A 24954-nucleotide genomic window follows, 5' to 3' on the forward strand; every position below is an offset into this window, starting at 1 on the left:
CGACATCCGAGCGCCGCGCAACATGACATAAGCGCCAGCCCGCCGGGACGGGCTGGTGCTCGCCCGGCGGCCTTCGGCCTTTGCTCCGGGCGGATCAGCGCGGGGGGAAAGCCGCCCGCATTTCGAGGAGGATTCCCATGATCGACCGCAAACTCACCGGCCCCAAGCCAAAGACGCAGATGCCCAAGGGGGCCTGCGACACGCAGATGCATATGTATCTGCCCGGCTATGCGTGGCGCGAGGACGGCAAGGGTGTGCCTGCCGAGCCCCTGCCGACGCCCGACATGTACCGCAAGGCCATGGATTGGCTCGGCCTCGACCGGGTGGTGATCACCCAAGGCAACGGGCACGGCATGAACAACTCCAGCCTGCTCGCCTGCGTGGCCGAGATGGGCGATTGCGCGCGCGGGGTGGCGGTGATCACCGGTGAGACCCCTGATGCCGAGATGCTCCGGCTTTCCGAGGGCGGCATCGTGGGCGCGCGGATCATGGACCTGCCCGGCGGGGCGGTGGGGCTGGATCAGCTTGAGGCGGTGGATGCGCGCGCCCACGCGGCGGGCTGGATGATGGCGGTGCAGTTCGACGGCACCGCGCTGCCGGATCTGGAGCCGCGTCTTGCAAAGCTCAAATCCAACTGGGTGCTCGACCACCACGGCAAAATCTTCGGCGGCATCACGCCCGCGCATGTGGCCAGCATCAAGCGGCTGATCGACGGCGGCAAGTGCTGGTTCAAATTCGCGGGCTGCTACGAGGCCACCACCACCTCTGGCCCCGACTATCCCGATATCGCCGCGCTCAGCCGCGAGATCGGGGCGCATGCGCCCGAGCGTATCGTCTGGGGCACCAACTGGCCGCACAACCATGCCAGCCGCAGCGAAGACTATCCCGATGACGCGCATCTGCTGGATCTGGCGATGAGCTGGCTGCCGGATCAGGCGGCGCAGCGGCAGGTGCTGGTGGAGACCCCTCAGGCGCTCTATGGTTTTCCGCAGTTCACCTGAGGAGGAGCAGAGACACCATGGCAGAGCAAACGGCGCGGATCCTGTGCTACGGCGACAGTCTCACATGGGGGCATGACCCCGCCAATGGCGGATTGCGGCACCCGATTGCGGATCTCTGGCCCTCGGTGCTGGCGGCGCAGATCCCCGAGGCGGCGGTGCTGGCCGATGGGGTGAACGGGCGCAGCACCTCGTTTGACGATCACGCCGCGCCCTGCGACCGCAACGCCACCCGCACGCTGCCGGTGGCGCTGGCGGCGCATATGCCGCTTGATCTGGTGGTGATCATGCTGGGCACCAATGACCTCAAGCCCAAACATGGCGCGGTGGCGAGCGGCGCGCAGGCCGGGATGCGGCGGCTCATTCAACTGGTGCGGGGCTTTCCGTTCAAGCCTGCCTCGGCGATGCCGCAGGTGCTGATCGTCGCGCCGCCCTATTGCATTTCGCCCTCGCGCGGGGAGCTCGACAGTCCGATCCGGGTGGAGCAGTCGCATCTCTTCGGCAGCCTCTACGCCGATCTGGCGGAAGAGGAAGGCGTGGCCTTCTTCGATGCAGGGCGGGTGGCGCAGCCCTCGCCGCTCGACGGGGTGCATCTGGATGCGGCCAACACGCGGGCGATCGGCGCGGCACTGGCAGAGCCGGTGCGCGCGCTTCTGGGTCTCTGATTATTCAGCCGGCGCGCGGGCCGACAGCCTCTGCGCCGCCGCCATCATCAGCGGGCCTACGCCCTTGGCATCATCCTCGACGATATCCTCGGTCAGATAATAGCCCTGCGAGCCGTCGCGCATCTTGCCGTCGAAACCGCCAAGGCCCGCCACATGGCAAATGCGGGTGAGGCGGGTGACCCCGCCGCGAGTTTCGAGCCGCGTGCGGAGGAGCGCGTCATAGGCGTGCTCGCCCGCATCGAACCACTCGCCAAGCCCAAGCTCGGTGGCGCGCATCAGCGCATAGGCGAACATCGCCGAGGCAGAGCTTTCCTCGTAGTTCCCCTCAAGCCCCGGCGCGTCGAGCACCTGCGGCCAGAGCCCCGAGCGGCGCTGCTCCATCGCCACCGCCTGCAACAGCTCGACCGTCTTGCGGCTCGGCGCGCTCGCGGGCACCAGCGCACAGATATCGACCATGGCCATCGCCAGCCAGCCCACCGCGCGCGCCCAGACCGAGGCTGATTTGCCGGTTTCGGGATCGGCCCAGCCCTGAACCTTGGCGGCATCATAGCCGTGCACATAAAGCCCGGCGGGCCCGCGCGTCAGCTCGAGCGCGCGGCTCAATTGGGCCAGCGCATCCTGCACCAAGTCGGGACGGTCGCTGCGCAGCCCATATTCGATCTGGAACGGCAGCCCCATATAGAGCCCGTCGAGCCAGACCTGATCGGGGTAGCGCTGCTTGTGCCAGTAGTTGCCTGCCTTGGTCCGCGGATGCTGCGAAAGCTGTTCGGCCAGCAGGTCGGCGGCCTTCATGTAGCGCGGATCGCCGGTCTCGTCGGCGAGGTGAAACAGGCAGCGCCCGGCAAGGATGTGGTCGATGTTGAACTCGTCGATGCGGTAGCCCGCAAGGCTGCCATCCGGGGCGATCTGCGCGTCGGTCAGGCGCTTGAGATGCGCAAACCAGCGCGCCTCGCCGGTGGCCTGATGCAGCAGGGCCAGTCCGCGATAGATGCAGCCATCCTCGTAGCACCAGCTGCCGTCCTTGTAGTGTCGGTAGCGGCTGGCGAAGGCGTCGAAATACTCCAGGGCGGTGGGACAGGTCATGGCAGGGCGGGGCTCCGGTTTAGGACGTCTTCGGTGCTGAGCGGGGCGGGATCGGCGGCAAGGTCGCCGCTGATCTTTGCGTGTTCGGCCAGCACGCCAGCGTGGCGCAGCGGGCGGATGCCATCGGCCATCAGCGGCGGCTCGGGGCGGGCGGCGGCATCATGCGACAGCAGCGTGATGCGTGAGAGGCGGATCGGGCCGATGGGCGCTTCGGGCAGGCCAAGGAACGCGCCGACCGCATGGGCGAGGTTGCGGATCTCCACTTCCTCGGCGGTGATCTCGCCCACATGCGGCGTCAGATGGGTCACGGTGGCGGGCGCGCGGGACTGCACCCAATCGGCGTGGCCATCGTGGTCGCAGTAGTAATGCGCATTGGCCGAAAAGGCGGTGAGCACCCCGTCCATGGTGACATTGCGCATGGCGATACGCTCGATCCGCCCGCCGCGCCCGCGACGCGTCTTGAGGCGCAAGCCGCGGTCCGTGCCGACCATCTCGCAATCGCAGACGGTCACGTCACTCACATCGCCGGACATCTCCGAGCCGATGACGCAGCCGCCGTGGCCGCGCTCCATCAGGCAGTGCTGCACGGTGACGCGGCGGGTGGGGCGCAGGTGGCCCTCCTCGCCCGCATCGCCACGCTTGCCCGCCTTGATCGCGATACAATCGTCGCCGACCGAGAAATGCGTGCCGAGAATGGTGACATCCTCGCACATGTCTGGATCGAAACCGTCGGTGTTGGGGCTGTCGTGCGGGGCCTGAATGCTCAGGCAGGCGGCAAAGAGATCGCGGCAGCCCTGCGGGTGGATCGTCCAGCTTGGCGCGTTGCGGATGGTGAAGCCGATGAGGCGGGTGGCCTCGGCGTCGATCAGATGCAGCCCGCGCGGGCGACGGGCGCCATCGCGGCGCTCTTTGGCCCATGTCCACCAATCGCCCCTGTCGCCGCCGCCGTCGAGCGTGCCGAAGCCTTCGATCGTCAGATTGCGCGTGGCGATGGCATGCAGCGGGGCGCGGAAACAGGGCTCGGGCAGCCCTTCCCACGAGCCGAGCATGGACCCGTCGGGCCTATGCGCGGGCAGGATCGGCCAGCCGCTGCGGTCCGAAGGCGCGGCGAGCGTAGCCCCTGTCGAGAGGTGCAGGATCATGTCCGAGCGCAGCTCAATGGGGCCGCAGAGCCAGCGGCCAGCAGGCACGATCAGCGTGCCGCCCTTGGGCAGTGCGGCGATGGCGCGTGCGAAGGCGGCGGCGTTCTGCGCGGCGGCCTCGGGCGTGTCCGGCAGGCGGTTACGGGCACCGAATTCGGTAACATCCAGTGCGCCGGGGCAGGGCGGGGTGGTGAAGCTCAGGATCTCGCCGTCGCAGTCGAACGTATAGGCGGTGCCCGGCTGCAGCGGGCCCAGCGGCAGCACCACGGTGGCGGCATTGCCTTCCGCGACAGTCTGGCCATCCAGCCGCAGCCGCCAAGGGCGCGCCGGGCTTAGCGTGTAGCGGGCGGGAGGCGGCGCAAGGCACAGCACGGCCATGCGCGGGGTCACCGCGGCGCATCGGATCAGGGACATGGGTCGGGCTTTCGTCTTGGGTCGGAGCGGGCGGCCCCGAGTGATGGGCCGCCCACAGGGAGGAATTTTGGGAGGAATCTTGGTCTTAGTCGAACTGGCTCAGCACGTCGTTGGCCCCCTCGATGATGTATTCGGCGGCTTCCTCGGCGCTGACCATGCCGTAGGAGAACTCTTCGAGCGTATCGACGAAGGTGGCGCGCAGTTCGGGATGCTCGTTGAACGGCGAGACCGCGGGACCTTCGGAGGCCATCATGATCTCATGCGCCTTGAGCAGCTCGGGCTGGATCTCGCCGGCGCCTTCGAGCCGCTCGAGCGCCACCTGCGAGGCGGGCAGGCCGCGGGTCACCCCAAGCGCGTCGATGCCCTCGGGCTCGTTGACGAGACAGTTGAGGATCTCGGCCGCGGCTTCGGGATTGTCCGAGTTCTTCGACACCGCCAGCAGCATCGAGGGCTTGCGATAGACGCCTTGGGTCTTGGCGCCTTCGAAGGTGATCATCGGCACGGCGGTCAATTCCTCGCCCTCGTTCAGCGGGTCGGAGAATTTGAAGTAGGTGCTGTCCCATTCATAAGAGCCAGCGATCTTGCCCTGTGCCCAAGCCTGTTTCTCGTAGAGCTTCACGTTGCCCTCGGCGGCCTCGTCCTGACGCGACTGAATGGCGCCAGTGTCGACCATGCGCTGATAGAAGGTGATGCCCTCGACCAGTTCCTCGGGCGTCCACGCGACGCGGTTGGTTTCCGGATCGACGAGGTCTTTGCCAGTCTTTTGCGTGACGGCGAGCGAGACCAGCAGTTGCGCGCTTTCGGCGACGGCGTTGAACAGGCGATAGTCCTCGCCCTCCTTGTCGCGCAGGGCCTCGGCGGCGCCGAAGAATTCTTCCCATGTGGTCGGCGGGGTGATGCCCGCCTCGGCCAGCGTGGTGGTGTTGAAGAAGAACACGCGGCCCGTGGTCGAGACCGGAATGCCCTGCACGTGGCCCTTGACGGTGACGCCATCAAGATCGGCCTGCGGGTATTGCGACAGGTCCACCCCTTCGAGCGTGGCAAGATCAGCAAAGCCGGTGCCATCGCGCGAGAAGAGCGGCAGCCACGGCCAGTTCACTTGGATCAGGTCGGCCTCGGTGCCGCCCGCCATCTGCGTGGTGAGCTTTTCCAGATAGCCCGAGAAGCCGGTGAACTCGGGCGCGATGGTGTGGCCGTATTTCTCGCCACAGACCTTCAGCGCCTCTTGGGTGGCGACGTGGCGGGACTCGCCGCCCCACCAGCTCATCCGCAGGTCAGCCGCGTGTGCCGACGACAGTGCACAAGGCACCAGTGCGCTGGCGAGCAGCGCCTTTTTGATCGTTGATTTCATTTTGAAAACTCCTCCTCCTAGTTTTCGGTTCAGCCCGCGAGGGGCAGGGAAACATTCGCGCCGCTGGCGCGGTCGAAAATATGGGCGTGGCCAAGGTCGGGCGTCAGGCGGATGCGTTCGTCGGACCGGTCGAGCGCGTCATATTCGGCGGCTCCGGCGACGGTGGTGATCTCCTTGCCCTCGAGCATGGCGTGCAGATAGACCTCGTGCCCCATGAACTCCGCCGAGCGCAGGCGCGCGGTCAGCCCGTTGCCTGCCGAGAGCTTCATATGCTGCGGGCGGATGCCGAGCGCCGCCTCCTGCGGTTTGCTTTGCATCCGGTTCAGCACCGCCTCGTCGAGCGAGATCACCTGCCCGCCAAGGCGGAAGTCGGTGCCCTCGATCTCGCCGTCGATCACGTTCATCTCGGGCGAGCCGATGAAGCCCGCGACGAAAAGATTGGCGGGGCGGTCATACAGCTCCTTGGGGGTGGCGACTTGCATGATGTGGCCGTCCTTCATCACGCAGATGCGGTCGCCCATGGTCATCGCCTCGGTCTGGTCGTGGGTGACATAGACCACCGTGGAGGGGCGGCCTTCGGCCTTCAGGCGCTTGTGCAGGTCGGTGATCCGCACCCGCATCGAGGCGCGCAGCTTGGCGTCGAGGTTCGACAGAGGCTCGTCGAAGAGGAACACCTCGGGCTTTTTGATCAACGCCCGGCCAAGCGCCACGCGCTGCGCCTGACCACCCGACAGTTGCTTCGGCAACCGGTCGAGCAGCGGCTCGATCTCGAGGATGCGGGCGACCTCCTGCACGGCGGCCTCGCGCTCGGCTTTCGGCACATGCGCCAGGCGCAGGCCGAAGGCGAGGTTGGAGCGCACCTTCATATGCGGGTAAAGCGCGTAGTTCTGGAACACCATGGCGATGCGGCGCTTGCCGGGGGGCAGGGCGTTGACGATCCGGTCGCCGATGCGGATCTCGCCGCTGGTCACTTCCTCCAGCCCCGCGATCATCCGCAGCGTGGTGGATTTGGCGCAGCCCGAGGGGCCGACCAGCACCATGAACTCGCCTTCTTCCACATCGAGGTCGATCCCATGCACCGCCTTGAAGGCTCCGCCATAGACCTTTTCGAGCTTGTTGAGTTGCAGACGTGCCATTGGATTATCCTTTCACCCCACCGGCAGAGATGCCTTCGATGAAGTATTTCTGAGCCATGAAGAACACGATGAGCGCGGGCGTGATGGTGAGCACGGACATCGCGAGGATGCGGTTCCATTCGAACGCTTCGGTCGTGTCGATCGAGAGTTTCAGCGCAAGGCTGACCGGGTATTTGTCGACCGAGCTGATGTAGATGAGCGGGCCGAGGAAGTCGTTCATCGTCCACATGAACTGGAACAGGCACACCGAGATCAGGGCCGGGGCCAGCATCGGCACCACGATGAACACCAGCGTCTGCCAGCTGTTCGCGCCGTCGACACGGGCCGCCTCTTCCATGTCGCCGGGGATGGCGCGCAGGAACTGCACCAGCATGAAGACAAAGAAGGCGTCACCGGCAAAGGCAGAGGGCACCCAGAGCGGCAGGAAGCTGTCGAGCCAGCCGAGATCGCGGAACAGCAGGTACTGCGGGATGCGGGTCACCACGTTGGGCAGCAGCAGGATCGCGATGACCGAGCCAAAGAGCAGCTTCTTCAGCGGGAAGTCAAAGCGGGCGAAGCCATAGGCCACCATGGTGCAGCTGATCGCCGTGCCGATCACCTTGGGCAGAATGATCAGGAAGGAGTTCAGGAAGAACCGCCCGAAGGTGTAGGGGGTCGAGGTCTCCCAGCCCTTCACATAGCCCTCGGTGGTGGGTTCTTGCGGGATGAAGCCGGGGTTGGCGAAGATCTCGGCGTTGGTCTTGAAGGACGCGCCCACCAGCCAGATCAGCGGGTAGAGCATCATCAGCCCGACGCCGAAGAGGATGATGTAGCGCACCGCTGCCGAGATCTTGGCGTTGCGGATCTGCCGGGCGTTGGCGGCGCGGGCCTCTGCAAGGCCGTCGGCACCGGCAGAGAGGACATCGGAGGCGTGTGAGATATCGGTCATGTTCAGCTCCGCTTGTCGCCGGCGTAGTAGACCCACTTCTTCGAGGACCAGAAGGCCGCGAGGGTGAGCACCATGATGATCACGAAGAGCACCCAGGCGATGGCCGAGGCATAGCCCATGTCAAAGCGGCGGAAGGCCTCGTCGTAGATATACATCGGCAAGAGGTATGTGGACTTCAGCGGGCCACCTTGGGTGATGATGTAGGGGCCGTTGAACTCTTGGAACGCCTGGACCATCTGCATGATCAGGTTGAAGAAAATCACCGGGGTGATCAGCGGGATGGTGATGAAGATGAAGCAATGCGCCTTGCTGGCCCCGTCGATCTCGGCGGCCTCGTAGAGCGATTTGTCGATCGACTGCAGCGCGGCAAGGAAGATCACCATGGCCGAGCCGAACTGCCAGCAGCGCAGCAGGGTGATGGTGAAAAGCGCGTTCTGGGGATCGCCGAACCAGTTCACCGCCTCGAAGCCGAGGCCGGTCAGCATCATGTTCACTAGCCCTTCGGAGGCGAAGATGTAGCGCCAGAGCACCGCGATGGCGATCGACCCGCCAAGGATCGAGGGCACGTAGAAGGCGGTGCGGAAGAAGTTGATGAACTTCAGCTTGTAGTTGAGGATGTAGGCGATGAAGAGCGCGAAGGCGAGCTTCAGCGGCACCGTGGTGAACACATAGATCAGCGTCACCGTCAGCGAGCGGCGGAATGTCCGGTCTTTGGTGAAGAGATCGATGTAATTCTCCAGTCCCGTCCATCTTGGCGCCGACATGAGGTTGTAGTCGGTGAAGCTGAGATAGAGCGATGCCCCGAAGGGGATCATCGTGAAGACCAGAAGTCCGATGATGTAGGGCGAAAGGTAGCCAAGCCCCAGAGCGCGCTTGCGCGTCATGAGCGGCCTCCTTTGCCGCGGCCCAACGAAACGGCGGCCGACTTCGGCGAAATAAGCATGTGTCCTCCCAAACTGCGCGGAAATCGCCGGTCCCGTAGCGTCAGCTGGCCCTCTCCTCAGGGCTGGCGGGTGACAGGCGGTCCTCCACAGTTGTATGATGAATTACTGGCAGAAGGCGAGGCCGGATTGAATTCACCAGGATGGCGAAAAAGATGGACGAAATCGGAGGTTCAATTCTCGACCGCGTGCCGCCGACGGCGCTGACCCTGACGCTCACCCGCTCGGCGATCCGCATGCAGCATTCGTCGCTGTGGCGGATCGAGAAGGAAAACCCGGTCGAGGATCTGGTGATCGCGCTGGAGGGGCGGGGGGATTACCTCGTAGGCGGCGCGCGGGTCACGCTGGAGCCGGGCGAGGCGATGCTGCTGCGGCGGGGCGAGGGGTTCACCGGCTGGAACGAGGGAGAGGGGCTCTACACCGGGCTGGCGCAGCATTTCACCCTTGGCATCTACGGCGACACCGATCTTGTCGCGCAGATGGATCTGCGGCGGAAGGTACGTCTGTCGCGCTGGGACGAACTGGCGCCGCTTATCCGCAGTTACCGCGAAAGCGCGCCGCCCAATTCGGTGACGCTGATGCAGCATCATCTCTTCATGGTGTTCCTGATCGCCTTCATCGACGACGCCTTCCTTGGCTGGCGCCACGGCGGGGCGGTGCCGCTGGACGGGGCGGCGGCGATTGATCTGGCGGTGATGAAAGCGGCGGCGCAGATCTCGACCGCGCCGCTCGATCCCGAAGTGGCGGCGCAGGCGGTGAAGGACGCGCCCTATAATGCCGATTATTTCCACCGCGCCTTTCGCGACCGTCTGGGCCGCACGCCGCGCCAGTATCAGGAGTACTGCCGGATGGAGCGGGCGATGTCGCTGCTCGAACGCGGCATGAGCCCCTCGCAGGTGGCGGGCGAGATCGGCTACGGCGATCCCTATTACTTCAGCCGGGCGTTCAAGCGGCAGATGGGCATCAGCCCGCGCGGCCACCAGCAGCGGGTGAAGCGCGCGCAGGACGGGCAGGTGATGGGCATGGATGAGGCTGATCAGGCGCGGGCGTTGGAGCAGGGGTAGGCAGAGAAGGGGGGTAGGGAGAGAGGAGCCGGGCGAGAGGCGGCCCGTGGGTTGGCGCTGCAGCGTATGTGGTCTGCTCTTTATCGTGGCCAAGTACGGACGACCTCCGAACATCGTGCGCCAGTGACAAAGCGCCAGCCCGCCGGAACGGGCCGGCGCTCGCCCGGCGGCTTCGCCTTGGTTCCGGGCGGGCTGGCGCTGAGATCAATTTGACTTCAGAGAAAATCGTCCCGGCGCGGGGTGAAGCAGTCGATCAGCCGCCCGGCCTCATGGCACTCGCAGCCGTGCTTGGCGCCCGATGGGATGACGAAACTGTCGCCCGGCTTCACCTCAAAGCTCTCGTCGCCGAGAAAGAAGGTGAAGCGCCCGCTCTCGCAATAGGTGGATTGCACGTGCGGATGGTGATGCAGCGCGCCCTGCGCGCCTTTCTCGAAGCGGAAGGAGACGACCATCAGTTCGGGGCTGTCGGCCAGCACTTGCCGGGCGACGCCGGTATCGGGGAAAACGACGGGAAATGTGCTCATGTTGAGGTCCTTGGGTTCGGGACTCACTGCCCGGTCTTGCGCAGCAGGTTGCGATAGCGCGACTGCGCGCCCTTGAGGTGAAGCCGCATGGCAAGCCGCGCCGCATCCTCGTTGCCGTCGAGAATGGCGCTCACGATGGCCTCATGCTCGGCGTCGATCGCCTTGAGATAGGTGGCGGTTGCGGCGTCGCTGCTGTCGCTGAGCGCATGGCGCGGGATCACGCTGGCCCCGATCATCGACAGGAAATCGCGAAACCGCGGATTATTGGTCGCGTCGGCGATGGCGAGGTGAAGCTCGAAATCTGCCAGCGAGGTCGGCTCTGCGGCGGTGGCCTTGGCGCGCAAGGCCGAGAGCGCCTGCAGGATCTGCTCTTCTTGAGCGGGCGAGCGGCGCAGGGCGGCAAGCCCGGCGGCTTCGACCTCGACCGCGGTGCGCAGCTCGAGCATCTCGATCATCGAAGAGATGCGCACGAAGTCGATGTTCTGAAACGGCAATTCCATCTCGGGCCGCGCGTCGAGCACGAAGACCCCGGCGCCCTGACGCGGCTCGACCAGCCCGTCGTAACGCAGCGAGGCGACGGCCTCGCGCACAACGGTGCGGCTGACGTCGAATTCCTCGGTCAGTTTCGCCTCGCTCGGCAGGCGGCTGCCGGGGGCATATTGTCCGGACTCGATCTGCGCGCGTAGCTGGTCGCGCACCTGTTCCACGAGCGTCTTGCCGCTGCCGCGCGAGGGGCGGGCCGTTTTGACTTTCTGCTCGGTCACGTCGCTGTCTTTCCGGTTGTCTTTGAGGTTCTACATATATGACAGGTTTCTGCGGGCCTGTCCACGGCGGGGCGTCAAAGACGGCGAGGGCGCTGCGTCCGTTTTGGTGTCTGCTGCCGCGCACGCCGCAATATGTGCTGTATCTGCGCCAATTTGGCGCATCCTGGCGTGTGGGCTTCGCCCGCAAACGTGCGACGGATGAGCGGAGATCAGATGTATCCGCTGTCTTGTATGATAACATCTTGAAGGCGAGGCGCAGACGTGCTTCCTTGCGCGCGAGGGGCGCCAGCGGGCCATGCAGCCTGCCGCGCCGGGAGTCCTTTTGGGAGAAAGCCAATGCTGACCGTCGAAACCCGCCACGCCGTCCACCCGACCCAAGCCCGCGACATGTGGACCGAGGAACTGCGCGAGCATTTCCTTGCGCAGGGCATGTTCCGGGAGGGCGAGATCCGTCTCGTCTACACCCACTACGACCGTTTCGTCATGGGCGGTGCGGTGCCCGGCAGCGGCACGCTGACGCTGGACGTGGTAGAGGAAACCAAGACGCCGAACTTCCTCGATCGCCGCGAGATGGGCATCGTCAACATTGGCGAGGCGGGCACCGTCGAGGCGGGCGGGCAGACCTACGAGATGGGCCGCGGCGATGTGCTGTATCTCGGCATGGGCACGGGCGCGGTCAGCTTTTCGGGGGCGGGGCGGTTCTACATCACCTCCTGCCCGGCGCATAAGACCTATCCGTCCAAGCTGATCACCCTCGCCGATTGCGTCGAGGTGACCATGGGCGCGCCGGAAACTTCGAACAAGCGCACCATCAAGCAGTTCATCCATCCGCAGGTGATGGAAAGCTGCCAGTTGATCCTTGGCTATACCTCGCTGGAGGAGGGCTCGGTCTGGAACACCATTCCCAGCCACATCCACGACCGCCGCATGGAGGCCTATCTCTATTGGGGCATGGACGAGGAAAGCCGCGTGCTGCACCTCATGGGCGAGCCCGACGAGACGCGACACCTGTTCATCGCCAATGAAGAAGGCGTGGTGAGCCCAAGCTGGTCGATCCACTCGGGTGCGGGCATCGGCAAATATACCTTCATCTGGGCCATGGCGGGCGACAACGTCGATTACACCGATATGGACTTCATCCAGCCCAAGGACCTGCGCTGATGGCCGGGCTGTTTTCGCTGGAGGGCAAGCGCGCGCTGGTGACCGGCGCCAACACCGGCATCGGTCAGGCCATCGCGGTGGCGCTGGCCGGGCAGGGCGCGTCGGTGGCCTGCGTCGGACGGCGGGCCTGCGACGAGACCGTCACGCTCATCGAGGCGGCGGGCGGCACGGCGGAGGCACTGCTGCTCGACTTCGCCGACCCGATGGCGGCGCGGGATGTGTTCGCGGATGCGGGCTATTCGCTGCTGGTCAACAACGCCGGGATCATCCGCCGCGCCGACAGCACCGATTATTCCGAAGACGACTGGGACGCGGTGGTCGACACCAATATGAAGGCGCTGTTTTTCACCTGTCAGGCTTTCGGGCGCGAGCTTATCGCCAAGGGGCAAGAGGGCGCGGTGGTCAACATCGCCTCGCTGCTGTCGTTTCAGGGTGGCATCCGGGTGCCCGCCTATACCGCGTCGAAACACGGTGTGGCCGGGATCACCAAGATCCTCGCCAACGAATGGGCGCCGCATGGGATCACCGTCAACGCCATTGCGCCGGGTTATATCGCGACGAACAACACCGCCGCGCTGCGCGCCGATCCAGAGCGGTCCGAGGCGATCCTCGCACGCATCCCCGCCGGGCGCTGGGGCGATCCCGAGGACATCGGCGGCACCGCGGCCTATCTGTGCTCGCGCGCGGCGCGCTACGTGACCGGCGCGGTGCTGAACGTGGATGGCGGCTGGCTGGCGCGCTGAACCTATGCTGCGCCTGCGGCACGGGCGGGACCGCCTCCGGCGGGCGTATTTTTAAAGAGAAGAAGCGGGGGCGGTCTGGGTGCGATCCGGGCCGGGTCGCCTTTTCGCTCTTGCGAAATGCGGTTTGGGGACCAGTTTTGTGGGACGAAACGGAAAGGTCCTTCTTATGTCCCGCATTCTTCTTATTGGCGCCACCGGCGGCGTCGGCCATCGGCTTCTTCCGCGGCTTATCGCGGCAGGGCATGAGGTCACCGCGCTGCACCGCAAGCCCGAGCAGGCCACGGAGCTTCGCGCCGCAGGCGCCACGCCGCTGCAGGGCGATCTGATGGCGATGGGCGCGGCAGAGATGACGGCGGCGGCCAAGGGGCATCATGTCATCGTATTCTCCGCCGGGGCTGCGGGCAGCGGGCTCGAGCGAACCGCCGAGATCGACGGGCAGGGGCCGTTGAAGATGATCGCCGCGGCGAAGGCGAGCGGCATCGCCCGGGTCTACCTCGTCTCCGCCATGCCCGAGGCGGGGCGCGGCAAGGATCCGAACCCGAACTTCGAATTTTACATGAAGACCAAGAAGGAGGCGGATGCCGCGCTTGTGGCCAGCGATCTCGACTGGGTGATCCTGCGTCCGGGCACGCTGCTGCACGAAGAGGAGGGCGGCGGCGTGCGGCTGTCGCCCGCGATCCCCTATGGCTCGGTCAAGCGCGGGGCTGTGGCGGCGGTGCTGGCACGGCTGATCGACACGCCGCAGATCCGGCGCGAAATCTTCGAACTGACCGATGGCGAGACGCCCGTGGCGGAGGCGGTGGCGGCGCTAGTCCGCTGAGGGCGGCGGCAGCAGGTCCATCTGCTGGCCGGTCAGCTCGGCGTTCATCATCTGCAGGGTCATATTGTCCGGAACCTGCTCCAGCGCCTCGCCAAGCAGGGCACGTCCCTGTGCTTCGTCGCCCGTGGCGAAGGCGATGCGTATCTGCATGATCCAGGCATCGCTGAGCTGCGGGTCGAGGCGCGTCGCCTCGGCAAAGGCGTTGGCGGCGGCGGGCATATTGCGCATCACCAGCGCCATGCCGCCCATCTGCAGGTGGGTTTCCGGGAAATCGAGGCGGCTGGCCATCGAGGCCTGCCATTCGGCAAAGGCGCTGCGCAGCGCCCGCTCGTAACGCCCCGGCATATGGGCGATTTGCGCATCCAGCATCGATTGTGCGGCGGCCATGCGGACCGACCGCGACGGGTCCGAGAGCGATTGCATGATGCGCGGCGCGCGTTCCATGGCGGGGGCCACGCGCTGCAGCCGCACCGCGGCGCTGCGCACCAGCGGGTCAGGGTCCTGCAGCAGCAACTCCAGCGCCGCCGCCTCGGAGGGATCGCCCGCCTGCTCCAGCAGATAGAGCGCGGTCGCTCGCACGATGCCAGCCATATCGCTGTCCTGCGACAGGCTGCGCAACTCGGGCGCGGCGCGGGCGGGATCGCGGCGGCCATGGGCGAGGATCTGGCCGTAGTGCGGGCCGCGATGAGTGCTGTCGGGGAACCACTCTTTGAGCTTGGCCGCTGCCCAATCGGGGCTTTGATCCTCGTGGCAGGTGGTGCAGGCGTCGGGCGCGCCGGTCTCGGCGCTGAGGTCCGGGCGCGGGATGCGGAAGGAATGATCTGTCCGCCAGTCGTTGCCCATATAGACGCGCTCGGTCATGTGGCAGGTCTTGCACTCCGCGCCTGCCGAGCCCTCGGGATGATGCGTGTGCTCGGGCCCGTCAAAGACCTTGAGGGGCAGCGAGGGGAACTCGGGGTTGCCCGCCGGGCTGTGGCACTGGGTGCAGACGGCGTTGCCCTCGGCGATCAACTCGGCCTCATGCGGCAGGTGGCAATTCGAGCAGCTGACCCCTTCGGCGTACATCTTCGATTGCAGGAACGAGCCGTAGACATAGACCTCGTCGAGGATCTGGCCGTCCGCCTCATAGGCGCCCTCGCGCAGCAGCGAGAGGTTGTAGCTGTCGTGATAGGGCGTGCCGGGCAGCGGGTTGCCCTCGGTGAAGGGCTCGCGGCGGGAGTGGCATGTGGCGCATTGCTCGATCATCTGCGCGGGCTGCGACATGTCGACGGTGAAGCCATAGGCCGGGGGCGGGGCCTCTCGCGTCGTCTCATAGCTCTCGGCCCAGGTGACATGCGCCGAGCCCGGGCCGTGGCAGGCCTCGCAGCCGACGCCGATCTCGACCTGCGTCGAGGCGAAGCTGCGGCTCTGCGGATCATAGCCCGCCTCGAAGCCGGTGGCGTGGCAGGCGGCGCAGCGGCTGTTCCACGTCTTGTAGGGGCCGGTCCAGTGCAGCCCATCATTGGGCGCGTAGTTCTGCTCGGGGTAGAGATGGAACCAGCCGCCTTTCTCGGTGTCCCAGACGACATCGAAACTTTGCAGGCGGCCGGGCTCTGTCTCGAGGATATATTGCTGCAGCGGCTCCACGCCGATCACCGAATGCACGTCATACTCGGTGGTCACCCCATCGCGCTCGGTGACGCTGACATGGGGGGCACCATCGGCCGTGAGGCTGAAGCGCGCCTGCATGTCGCCGAGGGTAAACTCGGTGCCGTCGAAATTGGCGGTGATGTTGTCCGGCGTCGGCGCTGTCCACGCCAGCGCGTGATGCGAGCCTTCCCATGCCGCGCCTGCCGCCTCGTGGCAGGTGATGCAGCGTTCGGACCCGAGATAGTCCTGCGCTGCGGCGGCACCGGCCAGAAGCGTGAGCAGGCACGGGGCCAGCGAGCGGAGAAGGACGGCGCGAAGGAGGGACATCATGGGCGATCCCGAAGTGAAAAATATATGACGGAAAACGACTTGGGCGGCGCAAAGCGTTTGATGTGATCCTTTCGGAGCGTGGTGGGGCCGTCAACCCTTGCGTGCGTGCTGGGCGATCTTAACAGGATCAGTCGAAGGTGAAGAGAAGCTGCCAGTCACCGCCCGCGCCGCTGCGGTCAGCAAGGCGGATCAGCAGATCGCCGCCTTCGGGCATCACCAGCGTGACGGGCGTTCCCGCGTCGCCGCGCGCGAGCAGGGTCGCCGGGCGGACGAAGGCGGCGAGGGCGATATTGCCGGGCGCGTCGAGCGTCAGGGTGACGGCCTCATCGGCGGGCGCGGTGGTGACGAGGTCGAGGATGCCGCCCGCGGCCAAGGTGCCATAAATCAGTCCGGGACGCAGATCGAGGTCGCGCAGCTCCGTCGCGGGCACCGCAGGGCTGCTGAGGGCCGCGGGGTCAGCCCCGGCGAAGGGAGCGAGATAGTCCGCCGCGACCCAGCCCGCGCGCGCGCCGTCGAGGCTCTGGATCTGGCACCAAGGCTCGGGCGCTGTGATGCAACCGAGGTTGCGCAAGAGCGCGCCGGGGTCCAACTCGGCGATCACCGAAGCCTCGGTCGAGGGGCCGCCGCGCATCCGCAGGCTGCTTTGGCTGGTGACATAGACGAGGGCGCTCTGCGGCGTCGATTGCGCCGGCGCCATCTCGGTGAGCAGCAGCAGGACCACCAGCGCGCGCGATAGGAGGGCGGGGGTCATGGCCGCGGCGCCTCCTGCGGCTGGGGTGAGCGGAGCAGGCCGCTTTGCATGATCACGAAGCCGCGCTCGGAGCGGCGGTCAGGGCTGGCGGCGATATCCGAGATCACCAGCGTCAGGCCCGGATGGGCGTAGGTCAGCAGCCGCTCGCGGGTGGCGGAGTTGAGGATCAGCCGGTCGAGGATGCTGGTCTCGGGCTGCAGCGGGCGCTCTGGGTCGGGCTGATGGGTGACGCCGAGCCAGCGCAATTTGCCCGCCTCGGCGGCGCTCAGCACCAGTACGTGCTCGCCGAGGGGGCGGTCGTCGTCGAGCAGGAAGCTTTCGGTCAGCACCTCACGCCCGTCGCGCAGCAGGGTGATGCGCCGGTCGGGCGAGGTGACAAGCGCGGTGGTGATCGGATAGGGCTCGGCCTCGTCCCATTCGTCGGGCCAGTCGGAGGGCCGCTGCCGCACATCAAGCTCGCGCACCGCGCCATCAAGCTCGGCCTGACTGAGCCGCGCCAGCACAAACCCCGGATGAATAAGCTCCCACGGGTCGCTGCTGTGGCCCGAGACGATCACCGGCGTGCCGAGATGGGTGATGCCGAAGAGCAGCTTGGAAAACGCGTAGGGCAGACGCACGCAGCCGTGCGACGCGGGATAGCCCGGCAGGTTGCCCGCGTGCAGCGCGATCCCGTCCCAAGTGAGGCGCTGCATATTGGGCATGGGGGCGTTGTTGTAGATCGACGAATGGTGGTCGACGTCTTTTTGCAAGATGGTGAACACGCCGGTGGGCGTCTCATGGCCCTCCATCCCGGTGGTGCAGGTCGAGACCGCGATGCGCACGCCGTTGCGATAGACATGCACCCTCTGCTCGGGCAGCGAAATGATCACGGCGACCGCCCCCTGCGGCGCGCGTTCGGGATGCCATGTGAACTCGCCGGGCATCATGCGCGCGATCTCCAGCGGCAGTTGGTGGGCGCGGGCGGCGGGGCTGACCGAGAGCGCGGCAAGGCAGAGCAGCCCGCGCCGGGTCAGCAAAGTGGGTGTGTCGGTGCGGATCCCGGGCTGTGGCACGGGGCGGAGGGGGCGAGAGGGCATGCGGGGCAAACAGCTATTTCCGGGCTTGGGAGGGGCGGGGCAGAAGTGCGCGCAGGGCGATCAGCAGGGCGATGTTGAGCAGCGGCGCCAGCGCCGCGAGCCAAGGCCAACTGGGCTGCGGGAAGAGGTCGATCATGCGGTTCCAAGGCAGGCCGAGCGGGATCAGAAAGACGCCGGACAGCGGGTTTCTCTCGACACCCATCAGCCCGAACTGACCGAGCAGAAACAGGGCGAGCGCCGCTGCGTAGGCCAGCAGCATTCCCCAGATCAGCCCGGTCAGCACAGCGCGCATGGCAGGCGTCCTGTCGCCCTACATCGCGCCTTCGTCGGTGGTCGACATGATCTCGCTCGTGCTGCCGTCGGAGAGCGCGAGGCACGACCATTTCGCCCGGTCCGGGCCGACGCCGATCTGCACGAGGATTCCGTCGGCGGTCAGGGAGTTGCCCATCAGGGTGACATCGGTGGTCCCGGCCATCTCGGCCACGTCGCGCAGGCAGGCCGCCTCGGCATCGGTGGCCGGGCGGGTGTTCGGCTCGGCGGGCTCCGATCCACCGCAGGCGGCGAGTGCGGCAAGCGCAGCGAGGCCGAACATGGCACGGGCGGGCGTCGCGAAAATGGTCATGGGTCTCTCCCTATCGTCTGAAAAACGGTCGTCTGAGGGTAACTGGCCCCTGCGTGGTCTCAGGTCGCGCCGCGCAGCAGGCGGACGATGAGGATCAGGATGATCGCACCGATGACACCGGCGATGATCGTCGGGATCAAACCAGCGCCGAAGGAAATGCCCAGCAGCGGGAAGATGAACCCGGCCAGCAAGGCGCCGCCAATGCCAAGAATGATGTTCATTCCCAGCCCGGAGCTGCCGCCCTTCATGATGATGCTGGCGATCCAGCCGATCACCGCACCGATGATCAGCGTGATGATCAGCCCGACCAGCGCATTGCCGCCTTCGGCCATGGCCTCACCGGTGGTTTCCTGCGCCAGCGCGGGTGAGGCCAAGAGCAGGGCGGCGGCGATACTTGGGAAATGTCTCATGAGGTGGTCTCCTCCATGGTGGTGCGCGAAGGCGCCGAGGACAGGGCGCGCGGATGCGCGAGGGAAAGGCCGCTGGCTGTGGTCAGGGCTTCGCGGCGCAGGGTTTCGGCTGCCCAAAGGCCGTTGAAACGCGGCGTCATGCGATGGATCCCCATATCGGTCACCTGCGGCGGATCGGCACGCCAACTGTCCAGAGCCATCCGTGGATGCGCGGGCGAGCCTGCCTGCGTGTGCCGCGAAGGGCCGCGTTGGCGCGCGGTTAAAACACTTGATTCGAAAAACAATTCAGCTCGGATAACGGGAGCAGCGTAGCCGAAACTCGCGGAAGTTTATCATACATTCGAAATATATCTCTAGCGCCTGTGTGGAGTCGCTGCCTCGGCTCTGTCCTGTCGCAGCCCGCTTTGGGGGGAACCTCTGCGCTGCCGCGCCGGTTGGGAAGGCAACCCAGATATGGCCAGATATTCGAAAGGACCGAGATGAGCACCGCGCAGAAAGGCAAACGCCCCCAGTCCAAGACCACGCGGGCCAAGAAGACCCAGACCACCAAGTCTCAGGCCCGCAACACCACACGCAACACCAAGAGCCGCAAATCGCAGCCGAGCGGCGAGGCCAGCAACACCAAGATGGCAGACGCGGGCGCCAATGCGCCGGTCACCACGATGCAGCGCCGCACGCAGGACTATGCGGCGCTGGCGCGGCGTGTGGACGATGAGGCGGTGGTTTTCCGTCCGCGCGACCTTTCCGGTCAGGCGCGGCGTCTGCACGTGCGCAGCACGATCATCGAGGATCATGCCGTGCGCATCGACCAGAAGGCGGCGGGCGCCGAGGAGAAGTTCAACGTGCTGGCGGACAGCTTCTTCTCGTTCTTCCGGGGCACCTCGCTCCTCTTTCATCGCGACATGGCGGGGGATGATGCGCGGATGCCGACCGTGCTGTGCCTTGGCGACGTGCATCCCGACAATTTCGGGGTCATGCCGAATGCCGACAATGTGCCGATCTTCGGTGTGAACGACTTCGACGATGTGATCTACGCGCCGTTCGTGTGGGACCTCAAACGTGGCGCTGTGGGCTTCCTGATCGCGGCGGAAGAGGAAGGCGATCTGGGGCGCAAGAAGCAGCGCAAGATCGCCAAGAAATTCCTCGAGGGCTACCGCGAGGGCATGGAGTTCTTTGCCGAGCACAACACCGAGCAGCAGAGCGAGATGCGCGAGGACAATTGCCCTGACATCATCCGCCCGCTGTTCAAGAAGGTGCGCCGCTCGCGCGAGGATTGGCTTAAGGGCCGTTACCTCGAAGAGACCGGGCTCGGATTTCGCGCCAATGACGAACTGACCCCGGTGTCGAGCCGCCGCGACGAGTTCCAGAAGCTGGTCGACAAGCTGGCCAAGCAAAATGGCATCGAGCCGGGCGGTCGGCATGGTCCGCTGAAGGTGAAGGACGTGGCGATGCGTCACGGGCAGGGCACGGCGTCGCTGGGTCTGCCGCGGTTCTACGTGCTGCTTGAGGGGCCGTCGGAGAATGCCACCGACGACATCATCATCGAATTCAAGAAGGCCCGCCGCTCGGCGCTAGAGGGGCTGGTTCCGGCGCATGACTTCAACGCTGGGGATCAGGGTGACCGTATCGCCCACGGCCAATCGGTGCATCTGGCGCAGGGCGATGTCTTCTACGGTAACGTCGAGATCGAGGGCGAAAGCTTTATGTCGCGCGAGCGCGCGCCGTTCCGCAATGACGCCGATCTCGATGATTTCTCGAAGAAGGAATGGAAGCGCTACGCCCATGCCTGCGGCTACGTGCTGGCGCAGGCGCATGCGCGCTCGGATGATCTGGGACAGCTCGACTATGACATCGAACCGGCGATCCTGCAGGCGATGGAGCCGGGGGACCTGTTCATCGACGACATGCTTTGCTTTGCCGAAGAGGCGGTCGAGCGTCTGCGCCGGGACCATGAGATGTTCCGCCGCGACCTGGAGCTTGGTGCCTTCGAGGTGACCGAGAAGCGCTACCGCTGATCTGAGAGCGGTTGTGGGGGGCGGCTGCCCCCCTGCAGAAACTGCGCCCTCAGACCATCGAGACCAGCGCCGCGCAGACCTTGCTGCGGTCGTAGCGATCGGGCTCGTCGCCGCGCAGGGGCAGGCGGTGGCACGGAATGCCGTGCCTTTGGCTGACCTCGGCGCAGGCGCTCGGGTCTTCGGCGCTGTCACACAGCACATGGGTCATCAGCCGCGTCGCGGGCGTGTCCATCCCGGCATCTGCGCGCAGCGGCGCCAGGATCGCGGCCACGCGGTCGGCGAGGCTCAGCCCGAACGCTTCCGGGTCATGTCCAAGACTGGGGACATAGACCTTGGGCACCTCGCTGGCCGCAATGGTCCGGCCCACGCCTGCGGGCAGCAGGTTGGCGATCACCGAAGAAAACAGGCTGCCGGGCGGATAGCAGATGAGATCGGCGCGGCGGATGAGCTTGCGGTTGCGTTTGGGCAGCGGCACCGAACCGGCGGGCACTTCGCTGCAATGCTCGCTCAGGAAAAGGCGCGCGATCGGCGTGTCGATGGGCGGGGCTTCCTTGCCGCTGATCTCGCGCTGGCCAAATATCTTGCGCCCGTCCACCAGTTCGACGCCAAGGTGCAGGTTGCAATCGACGACCCCGCGCACCGTGCCGCGCACATCCACCATCTTCGACATCAGAAACAGCACCGGCTCGAGCAGCCGCCCATGGCCGAGGTAGCCGCCCGCAAGGATGAGGTTGCCGATGCTGGCGTTGCGATAGTCGAAATCTTCCGGCGCGGCGGCGTGGAATGCGTTCAGGAAATCTTGGATCAGCAGCCCCATCGGCGTGGAGATGGCCTTCAACAGAGGATGCTTGCCCGCGACCAGCGCCGCCACCTCCTGCCGCAACGCCTCGGCGTCGCCGTTCTTGGGCAGGCGGTGGCTGAACAGGCGGAAAATGTCGGGCTGGCCCAGATCGCTCTCGTCGGCCAGCGCCATCAGGCGGCTGCGCAGGTCGCCGACGGCGGGCATGTCAAAGGCCTCGCGTAGCACCTGACTGCTGCCGCCGCTGTCGAACGGGGTGATGAGATGCGCCGAGTTGTAGGTGTAGCTTTTCAGCGCGCGCGAGATCTGGTTGAGCGCGCTGCCCCCGCTGAAGAACAGCAGTCGCGGCCCGAGGTGCGGCGCGCTGAGTGAGCGGGCGACGCGCAAATCGTCCGGCAGCTTGGCGCTGCGCTGTATGCTGACCCTCGTCATCGGAGGCTCGTGCTGCTCGTGCCGTTCATGGGGGTGCCCTCGCTGCCCGTGGCGTTGTCTGCCGGTCTTCTTTTGCCGCAGCCTAACCCGCGGGCGGCGCAGGAGGGAATAGCCGATCCCACAGGCGCGGCCGCGCCGCGGAAGCGCGCTCAGACAAAGATCGCTTGGGCAAATGCAAACATGCGCCGCCCGAGAGGGGCAGCGCATGTCGTGCGTTCGAGGGTGGGGCTGGCGGCTTAGGCGCCGCCGCGCTCGGCGATGGCGGCCAGCGTCGGGCGCAGCCCGTCCAGCGAATAGCCCGCCTTGGCGGTCGCCAGAAGGATGTCATCCGCCGGCTGTTTGCCAGCCTGACCCATGGCCCAGACGGTGGCGCAGCGGGTGCCCGAGCGGCAGTAGGCGAAGACCGGGCCGTCTGCGTTCTCGATCAGTTCGGCCTGCTGGGTGATCAGATCCAGCGTCAGCCCGTCATGGGTGACGGGAAGCACGGCGAACTCCATGCCTGCCGCGGTCACCGCCGCGCCGATGGTCTCGGCCTGCAGTTCGGGCGGCACCTCGCCGTCGGGGCGGTTGCAGATGACCAGTTTGAACCCTGCTTCTGCGAGGGCGGGGACATCCTCCACCGCGATCTGCGGCGAGACGGTGTAGCGGGGGGTGATGCGGTTCAGATCCATGGCTTTGGGATTATTCCGCCGCCACCGGCTTGTCGAGTCTCCTGCGCAGCATCGGCGCCGCGACCATGCCGGTGAGCATCGCTGCCACGAAAATATACAGACCCGTGCCGCCATAGCTCAGCGAGGCGATGGACGGACCCGGGCACAGGCCCGCAAGGCCCCAGCCCACACCGAACAGCAGTGAGCCGATGATCAGCTTGCGGTCGATCTGCGTGCTGGGCTTGGGCGGCAGCGGTGTGCCGAGCGCCGAGATCGTGCGCTTGCGGGCGAAGAGCCATGCCAGCGCCATGGGGATCATTGCGCCGCCCATCACGAAGGCCAGCGTCGGATCCCATGCGCCGAACACGTCGAGCCAGCTCTGCACCTTCGCGGTGTCGGTCATGCCCGAGATGAAAAGACCTGCGCCGAAGAGGCCCCCGGCGACGAGAGCAAAGAAAAGGCGGGCTGCAGAGGAATTGCCCATGTCAGATCACTCCAAGGATGTGGCGGAACAGGACCACGCCGACGCCGCCGGCGAGGATGTAGCAGCAGGTGGCGACGAAGCCGCGCACCGAGAGCCGCGACATGCCGCAGACCCCGTGGCCGGAGGTGCAGCCATTGGCCAGCCGCGTGCCGACGCCGACCAGCAGGCCCGCGGCGACCAGCACCGGAATGTTGTCGCTGATATGGGTGTCGACCGTGCCATAGAGCGGCAGCAGCAGGATCGGCAGCAGGATGACGCCGACGATGAAGCTCAGCTTTTCCCATTTCGTCGAACCGGCGGATCCGTCCACCAGCCCGCCGATGATCCCCGAGGCTCCCATGATGCGGCCGTTGACGAGCAGATAGACCGCCCCGCCGGTGCCGATCAGCAGGCCGCCGATGAGGCCCCAAATCCAATCTGGTTGCATTCGCGCGTTTCCTTGTCGTTCGACCGCCTTGGTGCGGCCCTGCACTGCACAATGTGTCGCGCCTCCGCAGGTCTGCGGAGGCACGCGCCCCGTCCATGAGCGGAAATGAGGCGTCCGGTCAGAGTTTGTTGACCGGGACTTTCAGAAAGACGTCGCCCTTTTCGTCGGCGGGCGGCATCTGCCCGGCGCGCATGTTCACCTGCAGCGACGGGATGATCAGTTTCGGCATCGCCAGCGTGGCGTCGCGGGCGTCGCGCATCTGCACGAAGTCCTCGGCCGATTTGCCGGCACCCACGTGGATGTTCAGCGCCTTTTGCTCGCCCACGGTGGTCTCCCACGCGTATTCGTCGCGACCCGGTGCCTTATAGTCGTGGCCCACAAAGATGCGGGTGTCGTCGGGCAGCGCGAGGATCTTCTGGATCGAGGCGAAGAGCGTCTCGGACGAGCCGCCGGGGAAGTCGCAGCGGGCGGTGCCGAAGTCGGGCATGAACAGCGTGTCGCCAACGAAAGCGGCATCGCCGATCACATAGGTCAGGCAGGCCGGGGTATGGCCCGGCGTGTGCAGCACGTCGCCGCGCAGCTGGCCGATGTGAAAGCTGTCGCCTTCTTCAAAGAGCTTGTCGAACTGCGAGCCGTCGCGCTGGAACTCGGTGCCTTCGTTGAACACTTTGCCGAAGGTGTCCTGCACCACGGTGATGCGCTCGCCGATGCCGATTTTGCCGCCAAGCTCGCGCTGGATGTAGGGCGCGGCGGAAAGGTGGTCGGCGTGGACATGGCTTTCGAGCAGCCATTCGACCTTATAGCCCTTTTCCTTCACGAAGGCGATGATCGCATCGGCGGAACGGGTGTCGGTGCGGCCGGAGGCGTAATCGAAATCCAGCACGCTGTCGACGACCGCACAGGCGGTGCCCGACGGGTCGCGCACGACATAAGAGATGGTGTTGGTGGCCTCGTCGAAAAAGGCGGAAACTTCAGGTGACATCATGGTCTGATCCTCCGATTTGAAATTCATATAGGCAAAGCTGAATATGTATTCAAGGATTCGTTGCGATTGACGCATATCATGGTGACGCTCACGCTTAAGGTGCATGATTCACGCACAGGCGGGGCTGCCGGACTGCCGTGGGACCATTGGCATTTGGCGGCTCTTAGGCACGCATCGCCCACGCCCGCTTTGGGCGGCCTGCCGTGATTATCGTGACGCGCAGCCGGGGTGGGCTCAGGGCTGGGTCTGGGGCTGGGACCAAGGCTGGGACATGGAGGAGAAGGCACATGACCGACACACATCGCATGGACGACAGATTGAAGCGGCGGATCGACGCGATTGACGCCGCGTTGGGCGAGGTTTCCGGGGCCGAACACGCGGCGCTGGTGGCAGAGCTTCAGCGGCTCGCTGAAGAGTTGCATGCGCGTGGCCAGCACATGCCAGCGCATCTGCGCGAGCTTTTGCGCAGCGAGGAAGACGCCGAAATCGAGGCGCGTTTCGACAATATGCCGATCTGACGGGCGGCCCTCGCCGCCCCGCGCTACCGTAAGGCGAGCCCCCCATTTCTTTGCTTGCCGTACCTGCTGGAACCCACTAGCTCGCTGTGATG

28 protein-coding genes are annotated in these 24954 nt (G+C 65.9%); 8 read left to right on the plus strand and 20 right to left on the minus strand.

Going from position 1 to position 24954, the window contains the following annotated elements:
* The first annotated feature begins 137 nt into the window (after positions 1-137).
* A complete protein-coding gene (locus ACXAD2_RS24675) occupies positions 138-1001 on the plus strand; it encodes an amidohydrolase family protein (RefSeq protein ID WP_475176456.1) in 864 nt (287 codons plus the stop codon).
* A 17-nt stretch (positions 1002-1018) separates the two neighbouring features.
* Positions 1019-1663, plus strand: coding sequence for an SGNH/GDSL hydrolase family protein (locus ACXAD2_RS24680; protein ID WP_475176459.1), 645 nt, complete (start codon positions 1019-1021; stop codon positions 1661-1663).
* Here ACXAD2_RS24680 and ACXAD2_RS24685 read toward each other — a convergent pair whose 3' ends face one another.
* The 6 genes from ACXAD2_RS24685 to ACXAD2_RS24710 all read right to left on the minus strand — a co-directional run bounded on the left by ACXAD2_RS24685 (position 1664) and on the right by ACXAD2_RS24710 (position 8601).
* On the minus strand, positions 1664-2746 hold the full coding sequence (locus ACXAD2_RS24685; protein WP_475176461.1) for a glycoside hydrolase family 88/105 protein: 1083 nt from the start codon (positions 2744-2746) through the stop codon (positions 1664-1666).
* Positions 2743-4302: a polygalacturonase PglA gene (pglA, locus tag ACXAD2_RS24690; RefSeq protein WP_475176463.1), complete on the minus strand. Its 1560-nt coding sequence runs from the start codon at positions 4300-4302 to the stop codon at positions 2743-2745. The genes ACXAD2_RS24685 and pglA overlap by 4 nt, the downstream gene beginning before the upstream one ends.
* Before the next feature lie 85 nt (positions 4303-4387).
* Positions 4388-5653: an ABC transporter substrate-binding protein gene (locus ACXAD2_RS24695; RefSeq protein ID WP_475176464.1), complete on the minus strand. Its 1266-nt coding sequence runs from the start codon at positions 5651-5653 to the stop codon at positions 4388-4390.
* Between the two features lie 29 nt (positions 5654-5682).
* Positions 5683-6789 carry an ABC transporter ATP-binding protein gene (locus ACXAD2_RS24700; RefSeq protein ID WP_066109525.1) on the minus strand — a complete coding sequence of 369 codons (1107 nt, stop codon included), beginning with the start codon at positions 6787-6789 and terminating at the stop codon, positions 5683-5685.
* A 4-nt stretch (positions 6790-6793) separates the two neighbouring features.
* Positions 6794-7717, minus strand: coding sequence for a carbohydrate ABC transporter permease (locus ACXAD2_RS24705; protein ID WP_475176468.1), 924 nt, complete (start codon positions 7715-7717; stop codon positions 6794-6796).
* Between the two features lie 2 nt (positions 7718-7719).
* Entirely contained in the window at positions 7720-8601 is an 882-nt protein-coding gene (locus ACXAD2_RS24710) for a carbohydrate ABC transporter permease (protein WP_226622663.1), read from the minus strand.
* Positions 8602-8813: 212 nt separating this feature from the next.
* Here ACXAD2_RS24710 and ACXAD2_RS24715 point away from each other — a divergent pair, with 212 nt between their 5' ends.
* Positions 8814-9722 carry a helix-turn-helix domain-containing protein gene (locus tag ACXAD2_RS24715; protein ID WP_475176472.1) on the plus strand — a complete coding sequence of 303 codons (909 nt, stop codon included), beginning with the start codon at positions 8814-8816 and terminating at the stop codon, positions 9720-9722.
* A gap of 215 nt (positions 9723-9937) precedes the next feature.
* Here ACXAD2_RS24715 and ACXAD2_RS24720 read toward each other — a convergent pair whose 3' ends face one another.
* Entirely contained in the window at positions 9938-10246 is a 309-nt protein-coding gene (locus ACXAD2_RS24720) for a cupin domain-containing protein (protein ID WP_066110457.1), read from the minus strand.
* Positions 10247-10269: 23 nt separating this feature from the next.
* On the minus strand, positions 10270-11010 hold the full coding sequence (locus ACXAD2_RS24725) for a FadR/GntR family transcriptional regulator (RefSeq protein ID WP_475176475.1): 741 nt from the start codon (positions 11008-11010) through the stop codon (positions 10270-10272).
* A gap of 336 nt (positions 11011-11346) precedes the next feature.
* Between ACXAD2_RS24725 and kduI the strand changes: the two genes are divergently transcribed.
* From kduI to ACXAD2_RS24740, 3 genes are all read left to right on the plus strand, one after another.
* Entirely contained in the window at positions 11347-12171 is an 825-nt protein-coding gene (gene kduI, locus ACXAD2_RS24730; protein ID WP_475176478.1) for a 5-dehydro-4-deoxy-D-glucuronate isomerase, read from the plus strand.
* Positions 12171-12914: a 2-dehydro-3-deoxy-D-gluconate 5-dehydrogenase KduD gene (gene kduD, locus ACXAD2_RS24735; protein WP_475176479.1), complete on the plus strand. Its 744-nt coding sequence runs from the start codon at positions 12171-12173 to the stop codon at positions 12912-12914. The genes kduI and kduD overlap by 1 nt, the downstream gene beginning before the upstream one ends.
* Positions 12915-13080: 166 nt before the next feature.
* Positions 13081-13734: an SDR family oxidoreductase gene (locus tag ACXAD2_RS24740; RefSeq protein ID WP_475176480.1), complete on the plus strand. Its 654-nt coding sequence runs from the start codon at positions 13081-13083 to the stop codon at positions 13732-13734.
* On the opposite strand, the gene ACXAD2_RS24745 is transcribed toward ACXAD2_RS24740, so the two are convergent.
* From ACXAD2_RS24745 to ACXAD2_RS24775, 7 genes are all read right to left on the minus strand, one after another.
* Positions 13723-15693 (minus strand): HEAT repeat domain-containing protein, encoded by a 1971-nt coding sequence (locus tag ACXAD2_RS24745; protein WP_475176483.1) that lies wholly within the window; start codon positions 15691-15693, stop codon positions 13723-13725. The two genes, ACXAD2_RS24740 and ACXAD2_RS24745, sit on opposite strands and share 12 nt — an antisense overlap.
* A gap of 127 nt (positions 15694-15820) precedes the next feature.
* A complete protein-coding gene (locus ACXAD2_RS24750) occupies positions 15821-16444 on the minus strand; it encodes an SH3 domain-containing protein (RefSeq protein WP_475176485.1) in 624 nt (207 codons plus the stop codon).
* Entirely contained in the window at positions 16441-17460 is a 1020-nt protein-coding gene (locus tag ACXAD2_RS24755) for a L,D-transpeptidase (protein ID WP_475176487.1), read from the minus strand. The genes ACXAD2_RS24750 and ACXAD2_RS24755 overlap by 4 nt, the downstream gene beginning before the upstream one ends.
* 73 nt (positions 17461-17533) lie before the next feature.
* On the minus strand, positions 17534-17812 hold the full coding sequence (locus ACXAD2_RS24760; RefSeq protein ID WP_475176489.1) for a hypothetical protein: 279 nt from the start codon (positions 17810-17812) through the stop codon (positions 17534-17536).
* Between the two features lie 18 nt (positions 17813-17830).
* Positions 17831-18142 carry a hypothetical protein gene (locus ACXAD2_RS24765; protein ID WP_475176491.1) on the minus strand — a complete coding sequence of 104 codons (312 nt, stop codon included), beginning with the start codon at positions 18140-18142 and terminating at the stop codon, positions 17831-17833.
* 59 nt (positions 18143-18201) lie between these two features.
* Positions 18202-18552, minus strand: coding sequence for a GlsB/YeaQ/YmgE family stress response membrane protein (locus tag ACXAD2_RS24770; RefSeq protein WP_237220227.1), 351 nt, complete (start codon positions 18550-18552; stop codon positions 18202-18204).
* A complete protein-coding gene (locus tag ACXAD2_RS24775) occupies positions 18549-18752 on the minus strand; it encodes a hypothetical protein (RefSeq protein WP_475176493.1) in 204 nt (67 codons plus the stop codon). Before ACXAD2_RS24775 ends, ACXAD2_RS24770 begins: the two co-directional genes overlap by 4 nt.
* A 279-nt stretch (positions 18753-19031) precedes the next feature.
* Here ACXAD2_RS24775 and ACXAD2_RS24780 point away from each other — a divergent pair, with 279 nt between their 5' ends.
* Positions 19032-20567 carry a DUF2252 domain-containing protein gene (locus ACXAD2_RS24780; RefSeq protein WP_475176495.1) on the plus strand — a complete coding sequence of 512 codons (1536 nt, stop codon included), beginning with the start codon at positions 19032-19034 and terminating at the stop codon, positions 20565-20567.
* Positions 20568-20616: 49 nt separating this feature from the next.
* On the opposite strand, the gene ACXAD2_RS24785 is transcribed toward ACXAD2_RS24780, so the two are convergent.
* From ACXAD2_RS24785 to ACXAD2_RS24805, 5 genes are all read right to left on the minus strand, one after another.
* Positions 20617-21798, minus strand: coding sequence for a GAK system CofD-like protein (locus ACXAD2_RS24785; protein ID WP_475176496.1), 1182 nt, complete (start codon positions 21796-21798; stop codon positions 20617-20619).
* 236 nt (positions 21799-22034) lie between these two features.
* Positions 22035-22469 (minus strand): protein tyrosine phosphatase family protein, encoded by a 435-nt coding sequence (locus ACXAD2_RS24790; protein WP_066109561.1) that lies wholly within the window; start codon positions 22467-22469, stop codon positions 22035-22037.
* Between the two features lie 10 nt (positions 22470-22479).
* A complete protein-coding gene (locus ACXAD2_RS24795; RefSeq protein WP_475176499.1) occupies positions 22480-22932 on the minus strand; it encodes a DUF6691 family protein in 453 nt (150 codons plus the stop codon).
* A gap of 1 nt (position 22933) precedes the next feature.
* On the minus strand, positions 22934-23359 hold the full coding sequence (locus ACXAD2_RS24800) for a YeeE/YedE family protein (RefSeq protein WP_475176501.1): 426 nt from the start codon (positions 23357-23359) through the stop codon (positions 22934-22936).
* 118 nt (positions 23360-23477) lie between these two features.
* Positions 23478-24341: an MBL fold metallo-hydrolase gene (locus ACXAD2_RS24805; protein WP_475178398.1), complete on the minus strand. Its 864-nt coding sequence runs from the start codon at positions 24339-24341 to the stop codon at positions 23478-23480.
* 290 nt (positions 24342-24631) lie between these two features.
* On the opposite strand from ACXAD2_RS24805, the gene ACXAD2_RS24810 reads away from it, so the two are divergent.
* Complete coding sequence (locus tag ACXAD2_RS24810; RefSeq protein WP_475176503.1) at positions 24632-24862, plus strand: hypothetical protein; 231 nt, start codon at positions 24632-24634, stop codon at positions 24860-24862.
* Positions 24863-24954 lie beyond the last annotated feature (92 nt).

The sequence above is a fragment of the Salipiger sp. ABN3_019 genome, from assembly GCF_056158605.1.

Coding starts and splice junctions, on each gene's coding strand:
- ACXAD2_RS24675 (WP_475176456.1), top strand. CDS start 138: ATGATCGACCGCAAACTCACCGGCCCCAAGCCAAAGACGCAGATGCCC.
- ACXAD2_RS24680 (WP_475176459.1), top strand. CDS start 1,019: ATGGCAGAGCAAACGGCGCGGATCCTGTGCTACGGCGACAGTCTCACA.
- ACXAD2_RS24685 (WP_475176461.1), bottom strand. CDS start 2,746: ATGACCTGTCCCACCGCCCTGGAGTATTTCGACGCCTTCGCCAGCCGC.
- pglA (WP_475176463.1), bottom strand. CDS start 4,302: ATGTCCCTGATCCGATGCGCCGCGGTGACCCCGCGCATGGCCGTGCTG.
- ACXAD2_RS24695 (WP_475176464.1), bottom strand. CDS start 5,653: ATGAAATCAACGATCAAAAAGGCGCTGCTCGCCAGCGCACTGGTGCCT.
- ACXAD2_RS24700 (WP_066109525.1), bottom strand. CDS start 6,789: ATGGCACGTCTGCAACTCAACAAGCTCGAAAAGGTCTATGGCGGAGCC.
- ACXAD2_RS24705 (WP_475176468.1), bottom strand. CDS start 7,717: ATGACCGATATCTCACACGCCTCCGATGTCCTCTCTGCCGGTGCCGAC.
- ACXAD2_RS24710 (WP_226622663.1), bottom strand. CDS start 8,601: ATGACGCGCAAGCGCGCTCTGGGGCTTGGCTACCTTTCGCCCTACATC.
- ACXAD2_RS24715 (WP_475176472.1), top strand. CDS start 8,814: ATGGACGAAATCGGAGGTTCAATTCTCGACCGCGTGCCGCCGACGGCG.
- ACXAD2_RS24720 (WP_066110457.1), bottom strand. CDS start 10,246: ATGAGCACATTTCCCGTCGTTTTCCCCGATACCGGCGTCGCCCGGCAA.
- kduI (WP_475176478.1), top strand. CDS start 11,347: ATGCTGACCGTCGAAACCCGCCACGCCGTCCACCCGACCCAAGCCCGC.
- kduD (WP_475176479.1), top strand. CDS start 12,171: ATGGCCGGGCTGTTTTCGCTGGAGGGCAAGCGCGCGCTGGTGACCGGC.
- ACXAD2_RS24740 (WP_475176480.1), top strand. CDS start 13,081: ATGTCCCGCATTCTTCTTATTGGCGCCACCGGCGGCGTCGGCCATCGG.
- ACXAD2_RS24745 (WP_475176483.1), bottom strand. CDS start 15,693: ATGATGTCCCTCCTTCGCGCCGTCCTTCTCCGCTCGCTGGCCCCGTGC.
- ACXAD2_RS24750 (WP_475176485.1), bottom strand. CDS start 16,444: ATGACCCCCGCCCTCCTATCGCGCGCGCTGGTGGTCCTGCTGCTGCTC.
- ACXAD2_RS24760 (WP_475176489.1), bottom strand. CDS start 17,812: ATGCGCGCTGTGCTGACCGGGCTGATCTGGGGAATGCTGCTGGCCTAC.
- ACXAD2_RS24765 (WP_475176491.1), bottom strand. CDS start 18,142: ATGACCATTTTCGCGACGCCCGCCCGTGCCATGTTCGGCCTCGCTGCG.
- ACXAD2_RS24770 (WP_237220227.1), bottom strand. CDS start 18,552: ATGAGACATTTCCCAAGTATCGCCGCCGCCCTGCTCTTGGCCTCACCC.
- ACXAD2_RS24775 (WP_475176493.1), bottom strand. CDS start 18,752: ATGGCTCTGGACAGTTGGCGTGCCGATCCGCCGCAGGTGACCGATATG.
- ACXAD2_RS24780 (WP_475176495.1), top strand. CDS start 19,032: ATGAGCACCGCGCAGAAAGGCAAACGCCCCCAGTCCAAGACCACGCGG.
- ACXAD2_RS24785 (WP_475176496.1), bottom strand. CDS start 21,798: ATGACGAGGGTCAGCATACAGCGCAGCGCCAAGCTGCCGGACGATTTG.
- ACXAD2_RS24790 (WP_066109561.1), bottom strand. CDS start 22,469: ATGGATCTGAACCGCATCACCCCCCGCTACACCGTCTCGCCGCAGATC.
- ACXAD2_RS24795 (WP_475176499.1), bottom strand. CDS start 22,932: ATGGGCAATTCCTCTGCAGCCCGCCTTTTCTTTGCTCTCGTCGCCGGG.
- ACXAD2_RS24800 (WP_475176501.1), bottom strand. CDS start 23,359: ATGCAACCAGATTGGATTTGGGGCCTCATCGGCGGCCTGCTGATCGGC.
- ACXAD2_RS24805 (WP_475178398.1), bottom strand. CDS start 24,341: ATGTCACCTGAAGTTTCCGCCTTTTTCGACGAGGCCACCAACACCATC.
- ACXAD2_RS24810 (WP_475176503.1), top strand. CDS start 24,632: ATGACCGACACACATCGCATGGACGACAGATTGAAGCGGCGGATCGAC.